This window comes from Nitrobacter sp. Nb-311A, assembly GCF_000152905.1.
Lineage (GTDB): Bacteria > Pseudomonadota > Alphaproteobacteria > Rhizobiales > Xanthobacteraceae > Nitrobacter.
Window position 1 is genome coordinate 101823 of the sequence record NZ_CH672419.1, and the last position, 18982, is coordinate 120804.

14 protein-coding genes are annotated in these 18982 nt (G+C 60.0%); 10 read left to right on the plus strand and 4 right to left on the minus strand.

What is annotated here, in order from left to right; translation table 11 throughout:
* Positions 1 to 2: 2 nt before the first annotated feature.
* Positions 3 to 3635: a DUF3971 domain-containing protein gene (locus NB311A_RS15335; RefSeq protein WP_040675519.1), complete on the plus strand. Its 3633-nt coding sequence runs from the start codon at positions 3 to 5 to the stop codon at positions 3633 to 3635.
* 84 nt (positions 3636 to 3719) lie between these two features.
* Here NB311A_RS15335 and tyrS read toward each other — a convergent pair whose 3' ends face one another.
* Positions 3720 to 4976 (minus strand): tyrosine--tRNA ligase, encoded by a 1257-nt coding sequence (tyrS, locus tag NB311A_RS15340; protein ID WP_009799544.1) that lies wholly within the window; start codon positions 4974 to 4976, stop codon positions 3720 to 3722.
* Positions 4977 to 5126: 150 nt separating this feature from the next.
* On the opposite strand from tyrS, the gene NB311A_RS15345 reads away from it, so the two are divergent.
* Positions 5127 to 6224 carry an anhydro-N-acetylmuramic acid kinase gene (locus NB311A_RS15345; RefSeq protein ID WP_040675607.1) on the plus strand — a complete coding sequence of 366 codons (1098 nt, stop codon included), beginning with the start codon at positions 5127 to 5129 and terminating at the stop codon, positions 6222 to 6224.
* 111 nt (positions 6225 to 6335) lie between these two features.
* Here NB311A_RS15345 and NB311A_RS15350 read toward each other — a convergent pair whose 3' ends face one another.
* Positions 6336 to 6983, minus strand: a complete 648-nt coding sequence (locus tag NB311A_RS15350; protein ID WP_040675523.1) for an alpha/beta hydrolase — start codon at positions 6981 to 6983, stop codon at positions 6336 to 6338.
* Positions 6984 to 7182: 199 nt separating this feature from the next.
* On the opposite strand from NB311A_RS15350, the gene NB311A_RS15355 reads away from it, so the two are divergent.
* The 7 genes from NB311A_RS15355 to NB311A_RS15385 all read left to right on the plus strand — a co-directional run bounded on the left by NB311A_RS15355 (position 7183) and on the right by NB311A_RS15385 (position 14294).
* Positions 7183 to 8343, plus strand: a complete 1161-nt coding sequence (locus NB311A_RS15355) for a cysteine desulfurase family protein (protein WP_040675609.1) — start codon at positions 7183 to 7185, stop codon at positions 8341 to 8343.
* An 81-nt stretch (positions 8344 to 8424) separates the two neighbouring features.
* On the plus strand, positions 8425 to 9906 hold the full coding sequence (gene sufB, locus NB311A_RS15360; protein ID WP_009799539.1) for a Fe-S cluster assembly protein SufB: 1482 nt from the start codon (positions 8425 to 8427) through the stop codon (positions 9904 to 9906).
* Between the two features lie 145 nt (positions 9907 to 10051).
* Positions 10052 to 10801, plus strand: a complete 750-nt coding sequence (gene sufC, locus NB311A_RS15365; RefSeq protein ID WP_040675611.1) for a Fe-S cluster assembly ATPase SufC — start codon at positions 10052 to 10054, stop codon at positions 10799 to 10801.
* Between the two features lie 64 nt (positions 10802 to 10865).
* On the plus strand, positions 10866 to 12188 hold the full coding sequence (gene sufD / locus NB311A_RS15370) for a Fe-S cluster assembly protein SufD (protein WP_009799537.1): 1323 nt from the start codon (positions 10866 to 10868) through the stop codon (positions 12186 to 12188).
* A gap of 20 nt (positions 12189 to 12208) precedes the next feature.
* Positions 12209 to 13453 (plus strand): cysteine desulfurase, encoded by a 1245-nt coding sequence (locus NB311A_RS15375; RefSeq protein WP_040675614.1) that lies wholly within the window; start codon positions 12209 to 12211, stop codon positions 13451 to 13453.
* Positions 13450 to 13830, plus strand: coding sequence for a DUF59 domain-containing protein (locus NB311A_RS15380; protein ID WP_009799535.1), 381 nt, complete (start codon positions 13450 to 13452; stop codon positions 13828 to 13830). Before NB311A_RS15375 ends, NB311A_RS15380 begins: the two co-directional genes overlap by 4 nt.
* Positions 13831 to 13889: 59 nt before the next feature.
* Positions 13890 to 14294: an iron-sulfur cluster assembly accessory protein gene (locus NB311A_RS15385; protein ID WP_083780490.1), complete on the plus strand. Its 405-nt coding sequence runs from the start codon at positions 13890 to 13892 to the stop codon at positions 14292 to 14294.
* Positions 14295 to 14424: 130 nt separating this feature from the next.
* Here NB311A_RS15385 and NB311A_RS15390 read toward each other — a convergent pair whose 3' ends face one another.
* Positions 14425 to 15459, minus strand: coding sequence for a GGDEF domain-containing protein (locus tag NB311A_RS15390; protein WP_040675615.1), 1035 nt, complete (start codon positions 15457 to 15459; stop codon positions 14425 to 14427).
* A 183-nt stretch (positions 15460 to 15642) separates the two neighbouring features.
* Positions 15643 to 17091: a DEAD/DEAH box helicase gene (locus NB311A_RS15395; RefSeq protein WP_009799532.1), complete on the minus strand. Its 1449-nt coding sequence runs from the start codon at positions 17089 to 17091 to the stop codon at positions 15643 to 15645.
* Positions 17092 to 17467: 376 nt separating this feature from the next.
* On the opposite strand from NB311A_RS15395, the gene NB311A_RS15400 reads away from it, so the two are divergent.
* The gene (locus tag NB311A_RS15400) at positions 17468 to 18958 is read left to right on the plus strand and encodes a caspase family protein (protein ID WP_009799530.1); all 1491 of its coding nucleotides are present in this window, start codon (positions 17468 to 17470) and stop codon (positions 18956 to 18958) included.
* The last annotated feature ends 24 nt before the right edge of the window (positions 18959 to 18982 follow it).

Here is an 18982-nt window from a genome sequence, read left to right on the forward strand (position 1 = left end):
CAATGACTAAAAAGACGCCGACACGAAATCCAAATTTGCACGGCGGTCATCAGGTCTCGCAAGGAGAAGGTGCCGGCTGGAATGAGCACGACGACGAACTCGAAAGCCGTCGCGTACGTCGGTTACTGTCGCGGTCGGATTCGAGGTTCCACAGGCTAGGCGACCGACTCGTGAGATTCAGAAACTGGCTGGCGGGAGAACGCTGGGTCAGACGGCTTGCGGTCACCATCTTGATCCTGACGGTCATGTTTGCGGGTGGCTTCGGCGCGCTCTGGTGGCGTCTCGGCGCTGGTCCCGTCAATCTCAACATAGTGACGCCCTGGCTTGTCGCCGCGATCGAGGAAAATATTGGCCACGACAACACGGTGGAAATTGGCGGCACGCAGATCGAGCGCGCTGGCAGAATTCGTATCGCGGTTCGTATTCGTGACGTTGTCGTCCGCGACCGCGATCATGTCATCATCGCGAGTGCTCCCAAGGCCGAGGTTAGACTGTCCGGTATAGCGCTGTTGACCGGCCGGTTGCGTGCGGAAAGTCTCAATCTGGTCGACGCTGAACTTGCGGTCCGGATTACGCCGGACGGCCACGTCACTGTGTCGACAGGTGATAACGCCAAGCCGCTTGCCGCGGGCGTCGCGCCAACGCGACGATCCGACCTGCCGTCGACGGCCGTATCCGCCGGACCATCGTTGCCGAAACAGGGAACGCAACCATTTTCCGAGTCCCCGACGGCAGAGCCGCCGATTTCCGAAAACAGCGGCAATGCAGGCGTAATGTTGGCGGGATTGGATTGGCTCGATAGCCTGGGCGTAAAAGGGCTTGACGGCCAGAACCTCAACGAGATCGGTCTGAAGAACGGGAGGCTGGTGGTTGATGACCAGCAGCGCGGCAACCGTTGGAGCTTTAGCAACATCAGTCTGAGCCTTCGCCGGCCAAGCGGGGGCGGCGTTTCATTCACTGTCAGCGAAGGCGGCAGTAAGGGGTGGTCGCTTCACCTCACGGTCGGACCGCCCGCGAATGGTGTCCGTCCGGTTGATCTCCAGGCCGCCGGTATTCCCGCAAAGAACATTTTGCTGGCTCTGCGCATCAAGGATCTCACTTACAGCGCCGACATGCCGCTGAGCGGCGAGCTGAAGGGCGAAATCGGTCGCGACGGCTTGCCCACCTATTTGCGCGGCAGTCTGTTCGCCGGCAAAGGCACAATCATCGATTCTGACACGCCGGATTATCCCATGGCGATCGATCAGATCGAAATGAACATGGAATGGGATTCGGGGCGGCGTGTTCTGGTAGCGCCATTCAAGATCGTGTCCGGCGAGAATAGATTTACGCTGCTTGCCCGTCTCCAGCCGCCGAATGGCAATGTTCCGGACTGGCAGTTGGGGTTGAGCGGCGGCACAATCGTGCTCGCCGGCTTCGACGGCGAGGCGCCTCTGATCTTCAACCGCATTTCGATCAACCTGCGTTTCGACACCGAGCACAGACAGGTCGTTCTGACTCAAGCCGACATCAGCAACGGCGAGATCGGCGTCGCAGGCACCGGCAGCATCGACTATTCGGATGCGCCACGGCTGAAACTCGGCTTTGCCGGAACGCCGATGTCCGCCGGCACCCTCAAGAGTATGTGGCCGGCTCTGATCGTGCCGGAGTTGCGCGAATGGGTCATCCAGCGAATTGATCGAGGCTTTCTCCAGCGCATTGAAGTCGGCGTGAATTCGCCGCTTCACAATCTGTCGAGACGCGGGCCGCCAATGCCGGATGACGGGCTTTCGGTTGACATCCTTGCCCGCAATGTGACCCTGCATCCCGTTGATGAATTGCCATCGGTCCACGATGCCGACTTAAAGGCGCGGGTGACAGGAAGAACGGCGACGGTAACGATCGGGCAGGCCGTTGCCGATACCCCGTCGAGCCGCAAGCTCAACATTTCCGACGTCGTTTTCGAAGTGCCGGATTTGGCCCCCAAACCGGCGCCCGCAAGAGTAAAATTCAGGGTTGACGCTCCCGTGCCCGCAGCCGCCGAAATTCTCGCCTCCGATCGCCTCAGCGAATTCAGCGATAATCTTATCGACCCGAATTCCAGCAAGGGAACGGTTACGGCGCAGATCGCTTTGGGCCTGCCGATCACGCGACAGATCACCAAGGAGGACACGACTTATTCCATCACCGCCGATCTCACGGGCTTCGCCGCCGATCGGCTCGTCATGAATCAGAAGCTTGAAGCCAATACGCTGAAAGTGACCGCCAACAATGCAGGATACCAGGTCAAGGGCGACGTCAAGATCAACGGTCAACCTGCTTCGCTGGACTACCGCAAGCCGGCCGATGGCGATGCAGACATCAAGTTGCAGGCCACGCTGGATGATGCGAGCCGCGCAAAGCTGGGAATCGATCTCGGCGCGGGAGCGACCGGTTCGATTCCCATCAAGCTGGCCGGGAAGATTGGCGGCGACAAGGATAACAAGTTCGCTATCGATGCCGATCTGACATCCTTGAAACTCGACAATATTCTGCCCGGTTGGGTTAAGTTACCGGGAAAGTCGGGACACGCGATGTTTAATGTTGTGCAGAAAGCGCAGTCCACGCGGCTGGAGGACATCGTTATCGACGGCAGCGGCGTCATGATAAAGGGATCGCTGGAGATCGATCAGAACGGCGATCTGTTGAATGTGAATTTTCCGGTTTACGCGCCGTCAGAAGGCGACAGAGCTACTCTGAAGGCGGAGCGAAACTCTGACGGCGTGTTAAAGGTCGTCATGCGCGGCGACGTATTCGACGGCCGCGGCTTTCTCAGATCAGCAATCTCAGGCAAGCAGGCCGACGCAAAAAGCAAGGCCAAGAGCATCGACTTCGACATCGACCTGAAGATCGGCGCCGTCGCCGGATTTTACGGCGAAGCCATTCGCAGCGCGGACGTGAAAATGGCCCGGCGTAACGGGTCGGTCCGTAGTTTCACCATGAGCGGCAAAATCGGACGTAATACATCCCTCTCGGGCGATCTGCGCGGGCGACCGCAGGGTCGCGACGTCATTCTGATCGAGACCAACGACGCGGGCGCGTTCTTCCGCTTTACCGATACCTACGGAAAAATGTTTGGCGGTCAACTCGCGCTAGCCATGGATCCGCCGACCGCCGAGCCCCGCGCCAAGCAGGGGCTGATCAACGTTCGCGATTTTACGATCAAGGGCGAGGCAGCTCTGGATCGCGCCGCGGCGAGTGGCCCTCGGACCGCTCAGAACGGTATTTCATTTTCGCGTCTGCGCGCTGAGTTCACCCGGCAGAACGGACAACTCACCGTCCGCGACGGCGTCGTCAAGGGGCCGATAATCGGCGCGACCATCGAAGGCCAGATCGACTATCCCGCCAACGAAGTTCGCATGAGTGGCACGTTCGTCCCTATGTACGGACTCAATAACATTTTTGGACAGCTTCCGGTCGTCGGGCTTATCCTTGGTGGCGGTAGTGACGAGGGATTGATCGGCGTGACCTATGAGGTGGTGGGAACTCCGGGACAACCGCAACTGCGCGTCAACCCGATCTCGGCCATGGCGCCTGGCTTGGTGCGAAAGATCTTCGAATTCCAGACCGGCCGATCGGCTAACCAGATCGAGTTTCCATCACCGATCGGCAATTGATCGCTTGCCGGGTTGGCCGCGCGAGCGCATGCGGTGAAACGCCGGTCGTTTTGATCCGCAGCGCCACGGGTGCTGGGGCACACTCTATGCAGGCCGCAGCAATACGTGGCGTTTCTTGCCCATTGAGAGCTTGATCACGCCTTCGGGTGTAAGATGGTCTGGAGTCAGAATCATCTTTTCATCGGCGACGGCAACATCATTGACGCGAAGGCCACCGCCCTTGATCTGGCGGCGCGCTTCGCCGTTCGAGGCGACGAGGCGTGCTCTTTCGGAAAAGGCGACAAGCACGCCGATGCCTCTTTCGAGTTCGTCATGCTTAATGTCCACCGTTGGAAGGCTCTCCGCGATCGAGCCTTGCTCGAAAGTGGTGCGCGCAGTGTCGGCGGCTTTCTCGGCCTCGTCGCGCCCATGCAGAAGTGCGGTCGCTTCCGTCGCCAGCACCTTTTTGGCCTCGTTGATCTCGGCGTCTCGCAACGCGGCGAGCTTCGCGATCTCGCTCATCGGCAGGATCGTGAACAGCTTCAGGAATCTGCCAACGTCGGCATCCTCGACGTTGCGCCAGTACTGCCAGAAATCGTAAGGGCTGAAGGCATCCGCATTGAGCCAGACCGCGCCTTGCGCGGTCTTTCCCATCTTCGCGCCTGACGCCGTCGTCAGCAGCGGCGTCGTCAGGGCGAACAGCTGAGGCGTTCCCATGCGACGGCCGAGATCGACGCCGTTGACGATATTACCCCACTGGTCCGAACCGCCCATCTGCAACCGGCAGCCGACCCGGCGCGATAGTTCGACGAAATCATAAGCCTGGCAAACCATGTAGTTGAACTCGATGAAGCTCATCTCCTGTTCGCGCTCAAGGCGGAGGCGAACGGAGTCCATCGTCAGCATCCGGTTGACCGAGAAATGCCGGCCGATGTCACGCAACGTCTCGATCCAGTTGAGCTTGGTCAGCCATTCGGCATTGTCCAGCATCACCGCGTCGTTCGGGCCCGAACCGTAACGCAGCACCTTGTCGAACACGCCGCGAATGCTGGCCTTGTTGGCCTCGATCTCCGCGACGCTGCGGATCGCGCGCGATTCATCCTTGCCGGAGGGATCACCGACCATGGTGGTGCCGCCCCCCATCAGTGTGATCGGCTTGTTGCCGCTCTGCTGCAGCCAGTAGAGCATCATCATGGTCAGGTAGTTGCCGATGTGCAGTGACGGCGCGGTGCAATCGTAGCCGACGTAAGCCGTTGCCTCGCCTTTTGCCGCCAATGCATCAAGACCCGCGAAGTCGGAGCACTGATGGATGAAGCCCCGTTCCTGAAGGATGTTGAGAAAATCGGACTTGAAGGCCGACATGGCTATAGGACCCTGATCGTTCTTGTTAGGCTCTGTCGCAAACGCGATTCCGGTGCATCATGGCCGGACGCCGCCGCCAGGCTTCGCTGTGTGCCATTATAAGAAGTGCGCATTCTGCACAAGCCGGCAACCACTGGAGACAGCAAGGCGATGATGAAGGCGATCGGTCTGATGAGCGGCACCTCTCTGGACGGCATCGATATCGCCTTGATCGAAACCGACGGTGAGCGGGTAGGGGCGTTCGGGCCGACCGACTACCGCTCCTACACGGATCGCGAACGCATTCTGTTGCGCGAGGCTCTCGCGGAGGCCGTCAACCTTTCGCAGCGCGACGCGCGGCCGGACGCGATCGGCGATGCCGAGCACGTCGTGACCCTGGCGCACGCCGAAGCTGTTGCGGCCTTCATCGCGCGGAACAGCATCAGGCGTGAGGATCTCGATATCGTCGGCTTTCACGGCCAGACGGTTTTGCATCGGCCGGCGCAGCGGCTGACCGTGCAGATCGGTAATGCGGCTGCGTTGGCGGAAGCAATCGGCGTTCCGGTGATGCACGATTTTCGCGCGGCTGACGTCGCCGCCGGCGGGCAGGGAGCGCCATTCGTCCCTGTCTATCATCGCGCGCTGGCGCAGTTGCTCGGCGGCGGTCCGATCTGCGTCGTCAATATCGGCGGGGTTTCCAATGTCACCTATATCGATGGTGCCGACTCACTGATCGCCTGCGACACCGGCCCGGGTAATGCGCTGCTCGATGATTTCATGCTGCGCGTGACGGGCGAACCGTTCGATCGCGACGGCAGGCTGGCGGCGCAGGGCCGCCCCGACGCGGACTGGATCGCGCGCGCCTTGAAGCACCCGTTCTTCGCGCTGCCCCCGCCCAAGTCTCTCGACCGCAACGATTTCGCCTCGCTTGTCCCGCGCGACATGACGCCGGCCGATGGTGCCGCCACCCTGACGGCCTTCACCGCTGCGGCCATCGCGCGGATCGTTCCGCTGCTGCCGAAGAAACCAGAAAGATGGATCGTCGCAGGCGGCGGGGCCCGCAACCCGATCATGCTCGAGGCGCTGCGGGAAAGGGTGGCGCCGGCAACAGTCGAGCCCGCGGATGCGCTCGGGTGGTCGATTGATGCGATGGAGGCGCAAGCCTTCGGCTATCTCGCGGCGAGAGGACTGAAAGGCTTGCCGCTGAGTTATCCTGCGACCACCGGGGTGCCCGTGCCGATGACCGGCGGCGTGATCGTGCGGCCCTAGCGCGCACTCCGCAAAAATGGATGCCGGTTTTGCGATCAGAGTACGCGCAAGTTATTAGCCTCGTCTGCGATGTTATGCCCTGGACGCGATGCGGCATGAATACCGCACACGCTAGCGGATGTTGGCGAGCCGCATATCCAGATAGCTGGTGACCGTTTCCATCAACGGCTCCATTTTGTCCTCGAAGAAATGGTTTGCACCGGCGATGGTTTGCTGATCGATCACAATGCCCTTCTGGGTCTTCAATTTCTCGACCAGCGTCGTGACATCCTTGGCGGGCGCGACGATATCCTTCTCGCCGTGGACGATGAGGCCTGACGACGGGCATGGCGCCAGAAACGAGAAATCATAGCGGTTGGGCTCCGGCGCGATCGAGATGAAGCCTTCCACCTCGGGCCGGCGCATCAGCAACTGCATTCCGATCCAGGCCCCAAAGGAAAACCCGGCAACCCAGCAAGCCCGCGCCTCCGGGTTGATGGTCTGCGCCCAATCGAGCGCCGCCGCAGCGTCCGATAATTCGCCGGTGCCGTGGTCAAACGAGCCCTGGCTGCGGCCCACGCCGCGAAAATTGAAACGCAGCACGGAAAAACCGCGCGCCACGAAAGCATAGTAGACCTGATAAACGATCGGATGGTTCATGCTGCCCCGGAATTGGGGGTGGGGATGCAAGACCATCGCTATTGGGGCATTTTTCTGCTTCGCCGGGTGATAGCGGCCTTCGAGACGGCCGGCGGGACCAGTAAATATGACTTCAGGCATCGGAATCCTTGGCAAATCGGGCCGCTCACCGGGCGGGTTCTGTTCACAGCCTGACGAGAGGGCATCATGCCTACCGCACGGCGGTCCAGAAAGTGGCCAGTGAATACCGCCGCGTTCTAGCATAGGGCGAGGGGCGAAAAGCAAGCATCTTGCGCGACTTTGTCTGCATCCGCCGAAAATGTCGTATAGTCGCAACCACATGCAGAAACGAACTTATCTCGACTGGAATGCAACCGCACCGCTTCGGCGCGAGGCACGCGCGGCAATGGCTGCGGCATGGGAGGTCTTCGGTAACCCTTCATCCATTCACGCGGAAGGCAGGCGAGCGCGGGGGCTGATAGAAGAAGCGCGGACTATCGTCGCGGAGGCTGTAGGAGGCGAACCCCGCAACGTTATCTTTACCTCGGGTGGAACAGAGGCCAACGCCCTGGCATTAACTCCTATTGTTAGAAAATCAAATCAAGACATTGATAATATTATAATTTCATCCATAGAGCACGCGTCGGCCCTGGCAGGAGGACGGTTTGCGCCGGATCGAGTTAGGTATTTGCCTGTCCACCGCTCAGGATTGGTGGATCTCAATGCCTTGCGGACGATGCTTGCGCAGGGACCTCCGGTCCTGGTCTCGATCATGCTGGCCAATAATGAAACCGGCGCCATCCAGCCAGTCGCCGAAGCCGCTCACCTGATCCGCGAAGCAGGTGGTCTGCTGCATGTCGACGCGGTTCAGGCAATCGGAAAGATTTCTATTGATATCAATGCATTAAATGCAGATTTTCTATCGCTGTCTGCGCACAAAGTCGGCGGCCCGAAAGGGATGGGCGCGTTGGTCCTCGCAGAGAACCAGATGCGTCCAAGTGCGTTGATACGAGGAGGCGGTCAGGAGCGCGGCGGGCGTGCCGGCACCGAGAATGTACCCGGCATCGTAGGTTTTGGGGCCGCTGTGATGGCTGCGGAAGCAAGCCGCGTCACTGATATGGCCCGAATTCAGACCCTGCGCAACCGGCTTGAGGAGGGCTTGGGGCAGACGCAAGGCGGCGTGATCTTCTCACAGGAGATTGCGCGCCTGCCCAATACGACACTTTTCGGAGTTCCTACCTTGAAAGCGGAGACGGCCGTGATCAGATTCGACCTTGAAGGGGTGTCTGTCTCGTCAGGTTCCGCATGCTCGTCGGGCAAAGTGCAGCCCTCGCATGTCCTAAAGGCAATGGGATACGGTCCGGAAATAACGAGGAGCGCCATACGATTTTCGCTGGGCTGGGAGACGACGGAGGCGGACATCGATCGAACTATTAAGACTTGGCGAAAGCTTTCAGGTGCACTACTAAGGAGAGACGAAACAGGGCTTGAACCATTCTAAGACGGTTTCTTCCTTAGAATTGCAGCAAGCGCCAAGAATTCAATCCACCGTGGTCCTTGAAACCGCGAGCGGAGGTAAGTGATGGCAGCCGTACAAGAGACGGTCGATCGGGTTCGCCAGATCGACGTCGATCAATACCGGTATGGATTCGAGACGATCATCGAGTCCGAGAAAGCCCCTAAGGGACTATCCGAAGACACCATCCGGTTTATTTCTGCGAAGAAGAACGAGCCTGAATGGATGCTGGAGTGGAGGCTCGAGGCCTACCGCCGCTGGCTCACCATGCAGGAGCCGACCTGGGCGCGTGTGGACTACCCGAAGATCGACTACCAGGATCTTTATTATTACGCCGCGCCGAAGCCGAAGAAAGAGATCTCCTCGCTCGACGAGATCGATCCGGAGATCCTGAAAACCTACGAGAAGCTCGGCATTCCCTTGCGCGAGGTCGAGGCTCTCGAAGGTGTTGTTCGTCCCGAGGGAGAACGCAAAGTCGCGGTTGACGCCGTGTTCGACTCGGTATCCGTCGCAACCACCTTCCAGGAAGAGTTGAAGAAGGCGGGCGTGATCTTCATGCCGATCTCGCACGCCATCCAGCAACATCCGGAGCTGGTGAAGCAATATCTCGGCAGCGTGGTGCCCACCTCCGACAATTTCTTCGCGACGTTGAACTCGGCGGTGTTCTCCGACGGCTCGTTTGTCTACGTCCCGCCCGGCGTTCGTTGCCCGATGGAGCTGTCGACCTACTTCCGCATCAATGAACGCAACACCGGCCAGTTCGAGCGTACGCTCATCATCGCCGACAAGGGCTCCTACGTCAGCTATCTTGAGGGCTGCACCGCACCGCAGCGTGACGAGAACCAGTTGCACGCCGCGGTCGTCGAACTCGTGGCCCTCGACGACGCCGAGATCAAGTATTCCACGGTGCAGAACTGGTACCCCGGCAATTCCGAGGGAAAAGGCGGCATCTACAACTTCGTCACCAAACGCGGCGACTGCCGCGGCGCGCATTCGAAGATCTCGTGGACGCAGGTCGAGACCGGCTCCGCCATCACCTGGAAATATCCAAGCTGCATTCTGCGCGGCGATAATTCGCGCGGGGAGTTCTATTCGATCGCGATCTCGAACGGCTACCAGCAGGTCGACAGCGGCACCAAGATGCTGCATCTCGGCAAGAACACCACGAGCCGGATCATCTCCAAGGGCATCGCGGCGGGCAAGTCGCAGAACACCTATCGCGGTCTCGTCACCGCGCACCGCAAGGCGGCCAATGCGCGCAACTTTACCGCCTGCGACTCGCTTCTGATCGGCGACAAATGCGGCGCTCACACGGTGCCGTACATCGAAGCCAAAAACACCTCAGCGCTGTTCGAGCACGAGGCGACGACCTCGAAGATTTCGGAAGACGTGCTGTTCTATTGCGTCCAGCGCGGACTGTCGCAGGAAGAAGCGGTCGGCCTCGTCGTCAACGGCTTCGTGAGAGACGTGCTGCAGCAGTTGCCGATGGAGTTCGCGGTCGAGGCGCAGAAGCTGATCTCGATCTCGCTCGAAGGAAGTGTGGGCTAACCCCACGTCACTGCGAGCTCGCTGCAAAGCTGGCTTTTGTGCCGGTTTTGCGCCGGGCGAAGCAATTTACCGATGGAAACGCCGGATTTGCTTCGCCGCACGAGCACGCTCCTCGCGATGACGTAACGATAGCGAAGGATGTATGATGCCGTTGCTTGAAGTCAAAGACCTGCAGGTCCGTGTCGAGGAGCGTGAGATTCTTCACGGCCTGTCGCTGACCGTGAACAAGGGCGAAGTCCATGCGATCATGGGGCCGAACGGCTCCGGCAAATCAACGCTGAGCCATGTCATCGCGGGCAAGCCCGGCTACGAGGTCACCGGCGGCCAGATTCTGTTCAATGGCGAAGACCTGCTGGAGATGGAGCCAGACGAGCGCGCGGCGAAAGGCGTCTTCCTCGCTTTTCAGTATCCCGTGGAAATCCCAGGCGTCGCCACCATGACCTTCCTGCGCACCGCGTTGAACGCGCAGCGCAAGGCGCGCGGCGAGAGCGAATACTCGACGCCGAATTTTCTGAAGAAGGTGCGCGACGTCGCCGCGTCCCTGAACATTCCGCAGGACATGCTGCGCCGGGGCATCAATGTCGGCTTTTCGGGCGGCGAAAAGAAGCGCAACGAAGTCCTCCAGATGGCGCTGTTCGAGCCAAGTCTGTGCATCCTCGACGAAATGGATTCCGGACTGGATATTGACGCGCTTCGCGTTGCGGCCGACGGCGTCAATGCGCTGCGATCGCCGGATCGCGCCATGGTCGTCATCACCCACTACCAGCGGCTTCTCAATTACATCGTGCCTGATTTCGTGCACGTGATGTCGAAGGGGCGTGTCGTGAAGAGCGGAAATAAGGATTTGGCGCTGGAGCTGGAAGCGTCCGGATATGCACAATTCGAAGAAGCGTAATTCGGAAGCGGCCTACAGTTTCGGACGAGATCATGCGGAAAATATGATCTGAACGGATTTGATCATGGATGTTGCATTGGTAAAGCCGACTACGGAACGCGCGACCAGGGAACTGTTTGCCGCGGCGCGCGACCGTCTGCCGGGATCCGGTCCGGTGAGCGAGGCGCGGCAGGCTGCATTCGACGATTTCGCCCGGCGAGGCTTGCCGTACCGGCGTATCGAAGAATGGAAATACACCGACTTGCGCACGCTGTTGCGCGAGATTGCGCCGCTTGCCGCCACGCCCGATCAGGCGGCATTAGCGCGCGCAGCCAAAGCTGTCGTCGCGCGTGACGCGAAGGGTGCGTACAAGCTGGTGCTGGTTGATGGAGTATTCGCGCCGCAGTTGTCGGATCAGACGCCGGAGACCGGCGTCGAAGTGCGGGCGCTGCGTAACATTCTGGAGAACAACGACGTCGCCGCTCGCGCTGATCTGCTGATCACAACCGCGGCATCCGATACGATGATCTCTCTCAATACTGCATTGGCCACCGATGGCGTTGTCATCGATGTGGCCGAGAATTTGAATCTGAGCAGGCCGCTCCATATCGTCCATATCACGACCCAATCCAGCACGGCGGCGTTCACGCGTTCGTTGCTGCGGCTGGCAAACGGAGCACATGCCACGCTGATTGAAAGTTTCGTCGCGGCCGAGGGCGCAGCTGCGTATCAGGCTCATGACTCGGTCGTGTTGTGGATCGGGGACGGCGCCGAGCTGCAACATGTTCGCCTTGTCGAAGACGCCCATGACGCCGCCAACATTTCGACCGCGATCGTCACGATTGGCGCCAAGGCGCGGTTCAACTCACTCAATCTCACGTGCGGCGCGGCGGTGAGCCGGTATCAAGGCTTCATCAAGTTCGGCGGTGAGGGGTCTCACGCCGACGTCAACGGCGTCAATCTGCTCAATGGCCACCAGCATGGAGATACGACGCTGGTGCTGGATCATGCCGTGCCGCATTGCAGCAGCAACGAGGTGTTCCGTGCTGTCCTGGACGATCAGGCACACTCGGTGTTTCAGGGCAAGATCATCGTGCAGCCCGACGCGCAAAAGACCGACGGCAAGATGATGACGCGGGCTTTGTTGCTGTCCGATGGCGCCGAAGCCGATAACAAGCCAGAACTCGAGATTTTCGCTGATGACGTCACCTGTGGTCATGGCGCGACAGTCGGCGCACTCGACGAAAGCCTGCTGTTTTATCTGCGCGCACGAGGTCTTTCGGAAAAGGAAGCGCAGGCGCTTTTGATTCAGGCGTTTGTCGGCGAGGCGGTCGAATCCGTTGCAGATGATGGCTTGCGTGATGTCGTTATCGAGGCCGCCGAGCGGTGGCTCGCGGCAAGAGGGTGAACAAGAGAGACAAAGAGCAAATGACGCATCCGGCGGTGGCCAACGGTTCCTATGACGTCATGCGCGTGCGCGAGGATTTTCCGGCGCTGGCGATGAAGGTTTACGGCAAGCCGCTGGTCTATCTCGACAACGCCGCCTCGGCGCAGAAGCCAAACGCTGTGCTCGATCGGATGGCGGAGGCTTACAAGACCGAATACGCCAACGTCCATCGTGGGCTGCACTACCTCGCCAACGCCGCAACCGAAGCCTATGAAGGCGGCCGCGCGCGGGTCGCGCAGTTTTTGAATGCAAGACGAACCGAGGAGATCATCTTTACGCGTAATGCCAGCGAGGCGATCAACCTCGTGGCATCGTCATGGGGTGAGCCGAACATCAAGGCGGGCGACGAAATCTTGCTCTCCATCATGGAGCATCACTCCAACATCGTCCCATGGCATTTCCTGCGCGAGCGCCATGGCGCCGTCATCAAGTGGGCGCCTGTCGACGACGACGGCAATTTCCTGCTCGACGAATTTGAGAAGCTGCTGACGCCAAAGACGAAGCTCGTTGCCATCACGCAGATGTCGAACGCGCTCGGTACTCTCGTTCCGGTCAAGGACGTGGTGAAACTGGCTCATGCGCGCGGCATTCCGGTTCTGGTGGATGGGAGCCAGGCTGCCGTGCATCTTGCCATCGACGTGCAGGACATTGACTGCGATTTCTATGTCTTTACCGGTCATAAGCTCTACGGCCCGACCGGGATCGGCGCGCTATATGCAAAGCATGATCATCTCGTCGCCATGCGTCCCTACAACGGCGGCGGCGAGATGATCCGTGAAGTTGCGCAGGATTGGGTCACCTACGGAGATCCACCGCACAAGTTCGAGGCAGGCACGCCCGCGATCGTCGAGTCGATCGGGCTTGGCGCTGCGATCGATTACGTCAATTCGATCGGGAAGGCGCGCATCGCGGCGCACGAACATGATCTTCTGACCTATGCCCAGGAGCGGCTGCGCGAAATCAACTCGCTGCGCATCATCGGCACCGCGCGCGACAAGGGGCCCGTGATCTCGTTCGAGATGAAAGGCGCGCATCCCCACGATGTGGCGACCGTTATCGACCGCGCCGGCATTGCAGTCCGCGCCGGTACCCATTGCGTGATGCCGCTTTTAGAGCGTTTCAACGTTTCGGCGACCTGCCGCGCTTCGTTCGGCATGTATAATACGCGCGAGGAAGTCGATCATCTGGCGCAAGCGCTGATCAAGGCACGGGAGTTGTTCTCATGAGCGACACTGCCGAACTGGTTGTAAACAAGACCTGTCACATGCAGACCAGCTCCGCGCTCTCCGCGGAAGAAACCGAGCGCATGGGCACGGGAATCGTGGCCGCGTTGAAAACCGTGTTCGACCCGGAAATTCCGGCGGACATTTATGAACTCGGCCTGATCTACAAGGTCGATATCAAGGACGATCGCGCCGTCGACATCGAGATGACGCTGACGTCGCCGAACTGTCCATCGGCGGCCGAACTGCCGACCATGGTTGAGAACGCCGTCGCGAGCGTTCCCGGCGTCGGGGTGGTCAATGTCAGCATCGTCTGGGAACCCCAGTGGATGCCCGATCGGATGACCGACGAGGCTCGCGCTGTTCTCAATATGTGGTGACTTTTACACACGCGCTCCGATGCTATGATCGGGCTTGATTTGCCGTCAGGATTGACCAGATGACAGACATGACGCCAAGCACACCAGCAGCCAAACCTAAACCCCGGCCGCGTCCACAGGTCATGCGGCTGACTGACGCCGCCGCGGCTCGGGTCAAGGAACTTGCCGCGCGCGCCGATTCGGAGATCGTCGGCCTTCGGGTCGGCATCAAGAACGGCGGCTGCGCGGGTCAATCCTACACGGTAGAATACGCCCACGATATCAGACCGACGGACGAGGTGGTTGAGGACAAGGGCGTCAAGATTCTGGTCGACCCCAAAGCAGTGCTGTATCTGCTCGGCACCGAGATGGACTACAAGGCTGAGAAGATGCAAGCCCAGTTCGTCTTCAACAACCCCAACCAGGTTTCAGCCTGCGGGTGCGGTGAATCCGTGCAGCTCACGCCCGCCAAAGTCGACGGATAGAGCATGATCCCGACCCGAAGGGCCGCGGCGTCAGCGCAAAGTGGAAACCGGTTCGCGCCAAGAAAATGCGGCATAGCCCGTTCGAAGAGCGGCGTCGTTTCGCTGTAGCGTTTCGAGCGAATGGGGCGCGTCAGGCCACGCGAATCGCGGCGTCATTGAAGTATTCGGGATCGGTCTCGCAGACGGCACGGTTGCGACCGCTGCGCTTGGCTGCGTACAGACAGGCGTCGGCTCGCTCCATCAGTGAGTCCGGGGTGTCGCCGGGGCGAAGCATCGAGACGCCGATCGAGATGGTGACGCGGCCCAGGATCTCGCCTGTCGATTTTTTCTTCAGTTCCTTGGCCATCACGGCGCGACGAACATGATCCGCGACCGTCAGCGCCTGCTTCAGCGCGGTGCTTGGCAGCACGACCGCAAATTCTTCACCGCCGTAGCGCGCGGTGATGTCCTGCCCCTTGATGTTCTGCTTCAATGACATCGCCACCAACCGCAGGACCTGGTCGCCGGTCAGGTGTCCGTAATTATCGTTGAAAGACTTGAAGTGGTCGATGTCGAACATCAGAAGCGACAGCGGTTCGCCTTCGCTCGCCGCCAGCGCGACGGCATCCGCCACGGCTCGATCGAAATACTTACGGTTGCCGAGACCGGTGAGCGGATCTGTCATGCTCTCGGCTCTGATGGCCTCAAGACTGTGCTGCAGATTGTGGATCTCGGTCTTCGAAAGCTCCAGCCGATCTTCCAGCGCCTTATTGGCGTCCTGCATCTCTCGGGTGGATTTCATCAGTGCTTGGATAACCGACTTGATCTGCTTGTGGCTATCAGCCGCGTCGAGTTTCTCGGCTGCATCCTTCAGGCTGTCTCCGAAACCAGCCGTCATGCTGCGCGCACCGGTGATGAGAACCATCACCTGGTCGATTTCGTTGATCACGCGCGCACCGACTTTGTCGATGTGTTCGGTAGTCCTGATCGGAGAAAGATAGGTATCGTAGATATGCTCGAGGTCAGCGTCGCTGAGCGTGCCGTTGCGCGCCAGCATCTCGTTAATGATCCTGTTGAGGGAGCAGTTATATCCGGCAGCGTAGACGTACCAGACTTCGTAGTTGCGTGGGACCGCGGCTTGGCGCAGTGATCGGATCTGGCCGAGTGCCACCTCGGCAAATGCCATGGTGCGTTCGTGTTCGTCTCGCTCAACCACTGATGTAGCCCTGCTGACGATTCGCGCGATCGTCGTTCCGAACGGTAAAATATCAACGTACTAATCGATTGAAGTTAGCAGCAGGGAGTTTACGCGTGGTAAAAAGGCGTTTTCAACGAGCCGGCCGGTGAAGAACCGCGCCGGCCGAAAGCCTCAGCCGCGGGCGCGGATCGGGCGAAGCAGAAACGCCGGCAGGTGTGAATGGTCTCCCGGCTCGGAGATCACTTCCCGTCGTGGTGCTGGGATGCGTCCGATTGAAGGCGGCGGCACGGCCATGGATGCCGCAGCCGTCGCAGCAGGCGCCTCATGTCTCTGGCGGTCACCACCGGAACGGCGCGGTTTGCGGCCTTCGCGCTTTGCGCCGCGCGCGTGGCTCTCGCCGCTCTTCTCGTGTGTGTGCCGAGATCGCGAAGGTCTTCCGCCAGCCTTTGCAGGCGCGCCGGCTTCTGCGACTGCTTCGTCCGCGTTAGCGTCATAGCCGGAAAGCTCTGCCTTGGGGATAGGCTGACCGGTCAGCTTCTCGATGGCTGCGAGTGATTTGAAATCCGCAGGACAGACGATCGTGATTGCTGTGCCGGTGCGACCGGCGCGGCCGGTGCGGCCGATACGATGCACGTAGTCGTCGGGATGGTGAGGGACATCGAAGTTGAGGACGTGGCTGACTTCGGGAATGTCTAGACCGCGGGCGGCCACGTCAGAAGCGACAAGTAGCGGCAGTTCACCCTTGCGGAATTGATCGAGTGAAGCGGTTCGCGCCGACTGATCCATATCGCCGTGAAGGGCGCCGACGCTGAAGCCATGCTTCTGGAGCGATTTATAAACGATCGCGACGTCGCGTTTGCGGTTGCAAAAAATGATTGCGTTTTTGAGTTCCTTGGCTTCGCGCAGCAGGTGGCGCAGCAGCTCCCGCTTTTCGTGCGGTTCGCGGCTGCAACTGACCTGCGATTGCGTCACGGTCGCCGCCGTGGTTGCTGGCCTGGAGACCTCGATCCTCTGAGGATTATGCAGAAAGGCATCCGTGACGCGGCGAATCTCATTCGGCATCGTCGCGGTGAAGAAAAGGGTCTGCCGCGTGAAGGGCACCAACTTGCAGATGCGTTCGATGTCGGGAATGAAGCCCATATCCAGCATCCGGTCGGCTTCATCGATCACCAGGAGTTCGACGCCCGTGAGCAGCAGCCCGCCGCGTTCGGTGTGATCAAGCAGGCGGCCCGGAGTTGCGATCAGCACATCGACGCCGCGCGTCAGCTTCAAATCCTGATCGCCGAAGGAAACACCACCGATCAGGAGCGCCACGTTGAGCTTCTGGCCAGCGCCATACTTGTCGAATTGTTCCTTCACCTGGGCAGCGAGTTCGCGCGTCGGCTCAAGGATCAGGGTGCGGGGCATTCGCGCCCGGGCACGACCTTTCTCTAGCAATGTAAGCATGGGCAGGACGAAGGCGGCGGTCTTGCCGGTACCGGTCTGAGCAATGCCAAGGACATCGCGGCGTGCCAGCACGTGGGGTATAGCCTGATCCTGAATGGGAGTGGGAGAAGTATAGCCTGCAGCAGCAACGGCGGCGAGCACCTTGTCGGACAAACCGAGATGGGAAAAAGACATTGAGCCTCTGGTCGAAACCGCCGTCCGGAATCGAAGGTAAAAGGCTGTCGCGCTCAACCCCTTAACGGCGTGCTCTAAAAGCGAAGGGGGCTCTGACTTACGCTGACGAACGGCTCACCGGGAATCGTATTCGGGCCCGGGCCGCGTTGACCGGAACATAAGGGCGAACCGGCCAAAGTCAATGCAGAAATAGCGGAAATGCCGAAAACCTCAATGTTCTTGCATCATTCGGGCGGGGATTCTCGGCGGGTGGGCCTTTTCCGGTCGGTGGCGCCGCCGGCAGCCCGGATGAACCGCGAACGATTTCTGACCGACTATGGCATAATCCAATTTGCGCGCGGTGATCGCTGAAACACGGGATATGGGAAGGTTTGGAATGAGGGGCACTTCGGTCGGGCGCGTGGTCTTATGGGGGATCGTGGGCGCGCTGGCGATGCTGGCAGGCTCTGCGCAGGCTGCCAAGCGCGTGGCGCTGGTCATCGGCAACAATGACTATAGGAATGTCCCAAGACTTCAGAAGGCCGTCAACGACGCCCGAACCATGGGCGATACGTTGAGGCAACTCGGCTTCAGCGTGATGGTTGCGGAAAACCAGACCCGTCAGGACTTCAGCCAGACACTGCTGGCGTTCGATCGGCAGATTGAAGCTGGCGACACCGTTTTCTTCTTCTACGCCGGTCATGGCTTCGAAATCGCGGGACAAAACTATCTGTTGCCGACCGACGTTCCAGCCGCCACCGAAGGACAGGAGGAGTTGGTGCGCGACGCCTCGATCCTTGCCGACCGCATCGTCGAGCGACTGCAGAATAGAAAGGCCCGCACTTCGATCCTCGTGCTCGATGCCTGCCGCAATAATCCGTTCGAACGCAAGGGCACCCGCGCGGTCGCGGGCGGCGCGGGACTGGCGCCGATGATCGAATTGCCGGAGGGTGTGTTCTCGGTGTTTTCAGCCGGCCCGCGTCAGACCGCGCTCGATCGCCTGTCGGACAATGACAGCAATCCGAATTCGGTTTTCACTCGCATCTTCGCCAAGGAATTGCTGCAACCCGGAGAGAACATGGTGCGGGTGGCGCAGCGAACCCGCCGCGTTGTCAGCGAAATGGCTGAGACAGTGCGGCACAAGCAAGTGCCTGTCTATTTTGACCAGATGGTCGATGATGTCTTTCTGAACGGTCCAGCCAAAGCGGAGCCGCCATCAGCACGCGCCGAGGCTGTGCAGGTTGCGGCGTTGCCCGTCGCACCTCTCAAGCCGCCATCCAACGAAGCCGTCAACGCGCCGATCGCGAATTTCTCGCGCCACAACGGCGGGTGGACCGTGGTGTTCTCCATTGCCGATCCCGCGCTCGGAATCTCCTGGCGCATGGGTGACAGCGGCGAGTTCAGGGAAACCGGCTTTCTCGACACGCTCGATTCGCGAACCCGCAAGCGCATGCCCAATCCCGCGATCGAGCTTGCCGCCGACGCGCCGGCCGCGATAATCCAGATGCGCTACGTCGACGCCAACGGCGAGATGAAGGGACCGTTTCCCATCCGGTTCGATCCGGAAGCCGCGTTGATCCGCGATCAGCGAAAAATCCTCGACATGACCGCGACAAGCTGGCTGTCGTTTCGCCAGTTCAACGGGCTGCTGGTTTATTACACTCACCTGATATCCTATCGCTGCGCGATCCGCGAAGTGAAAATCGGTATCGACTCCTCGGTGCCGGATCGAGCGCTCAAGATGCCCCCCTGTGACCCGCGTGATCCCGTCGCGATTCCAAGCGATGCCACGCCATATTTGAAATTGCCGCCTGCAACGAAAGCCGTATCCGTTGAGTTGACCTATCGCGACGGCAGCGTATCGGAGATCAAAAGTTTCCGGCGCTGATTTTTCGGTTCGAAGGACTCCGCC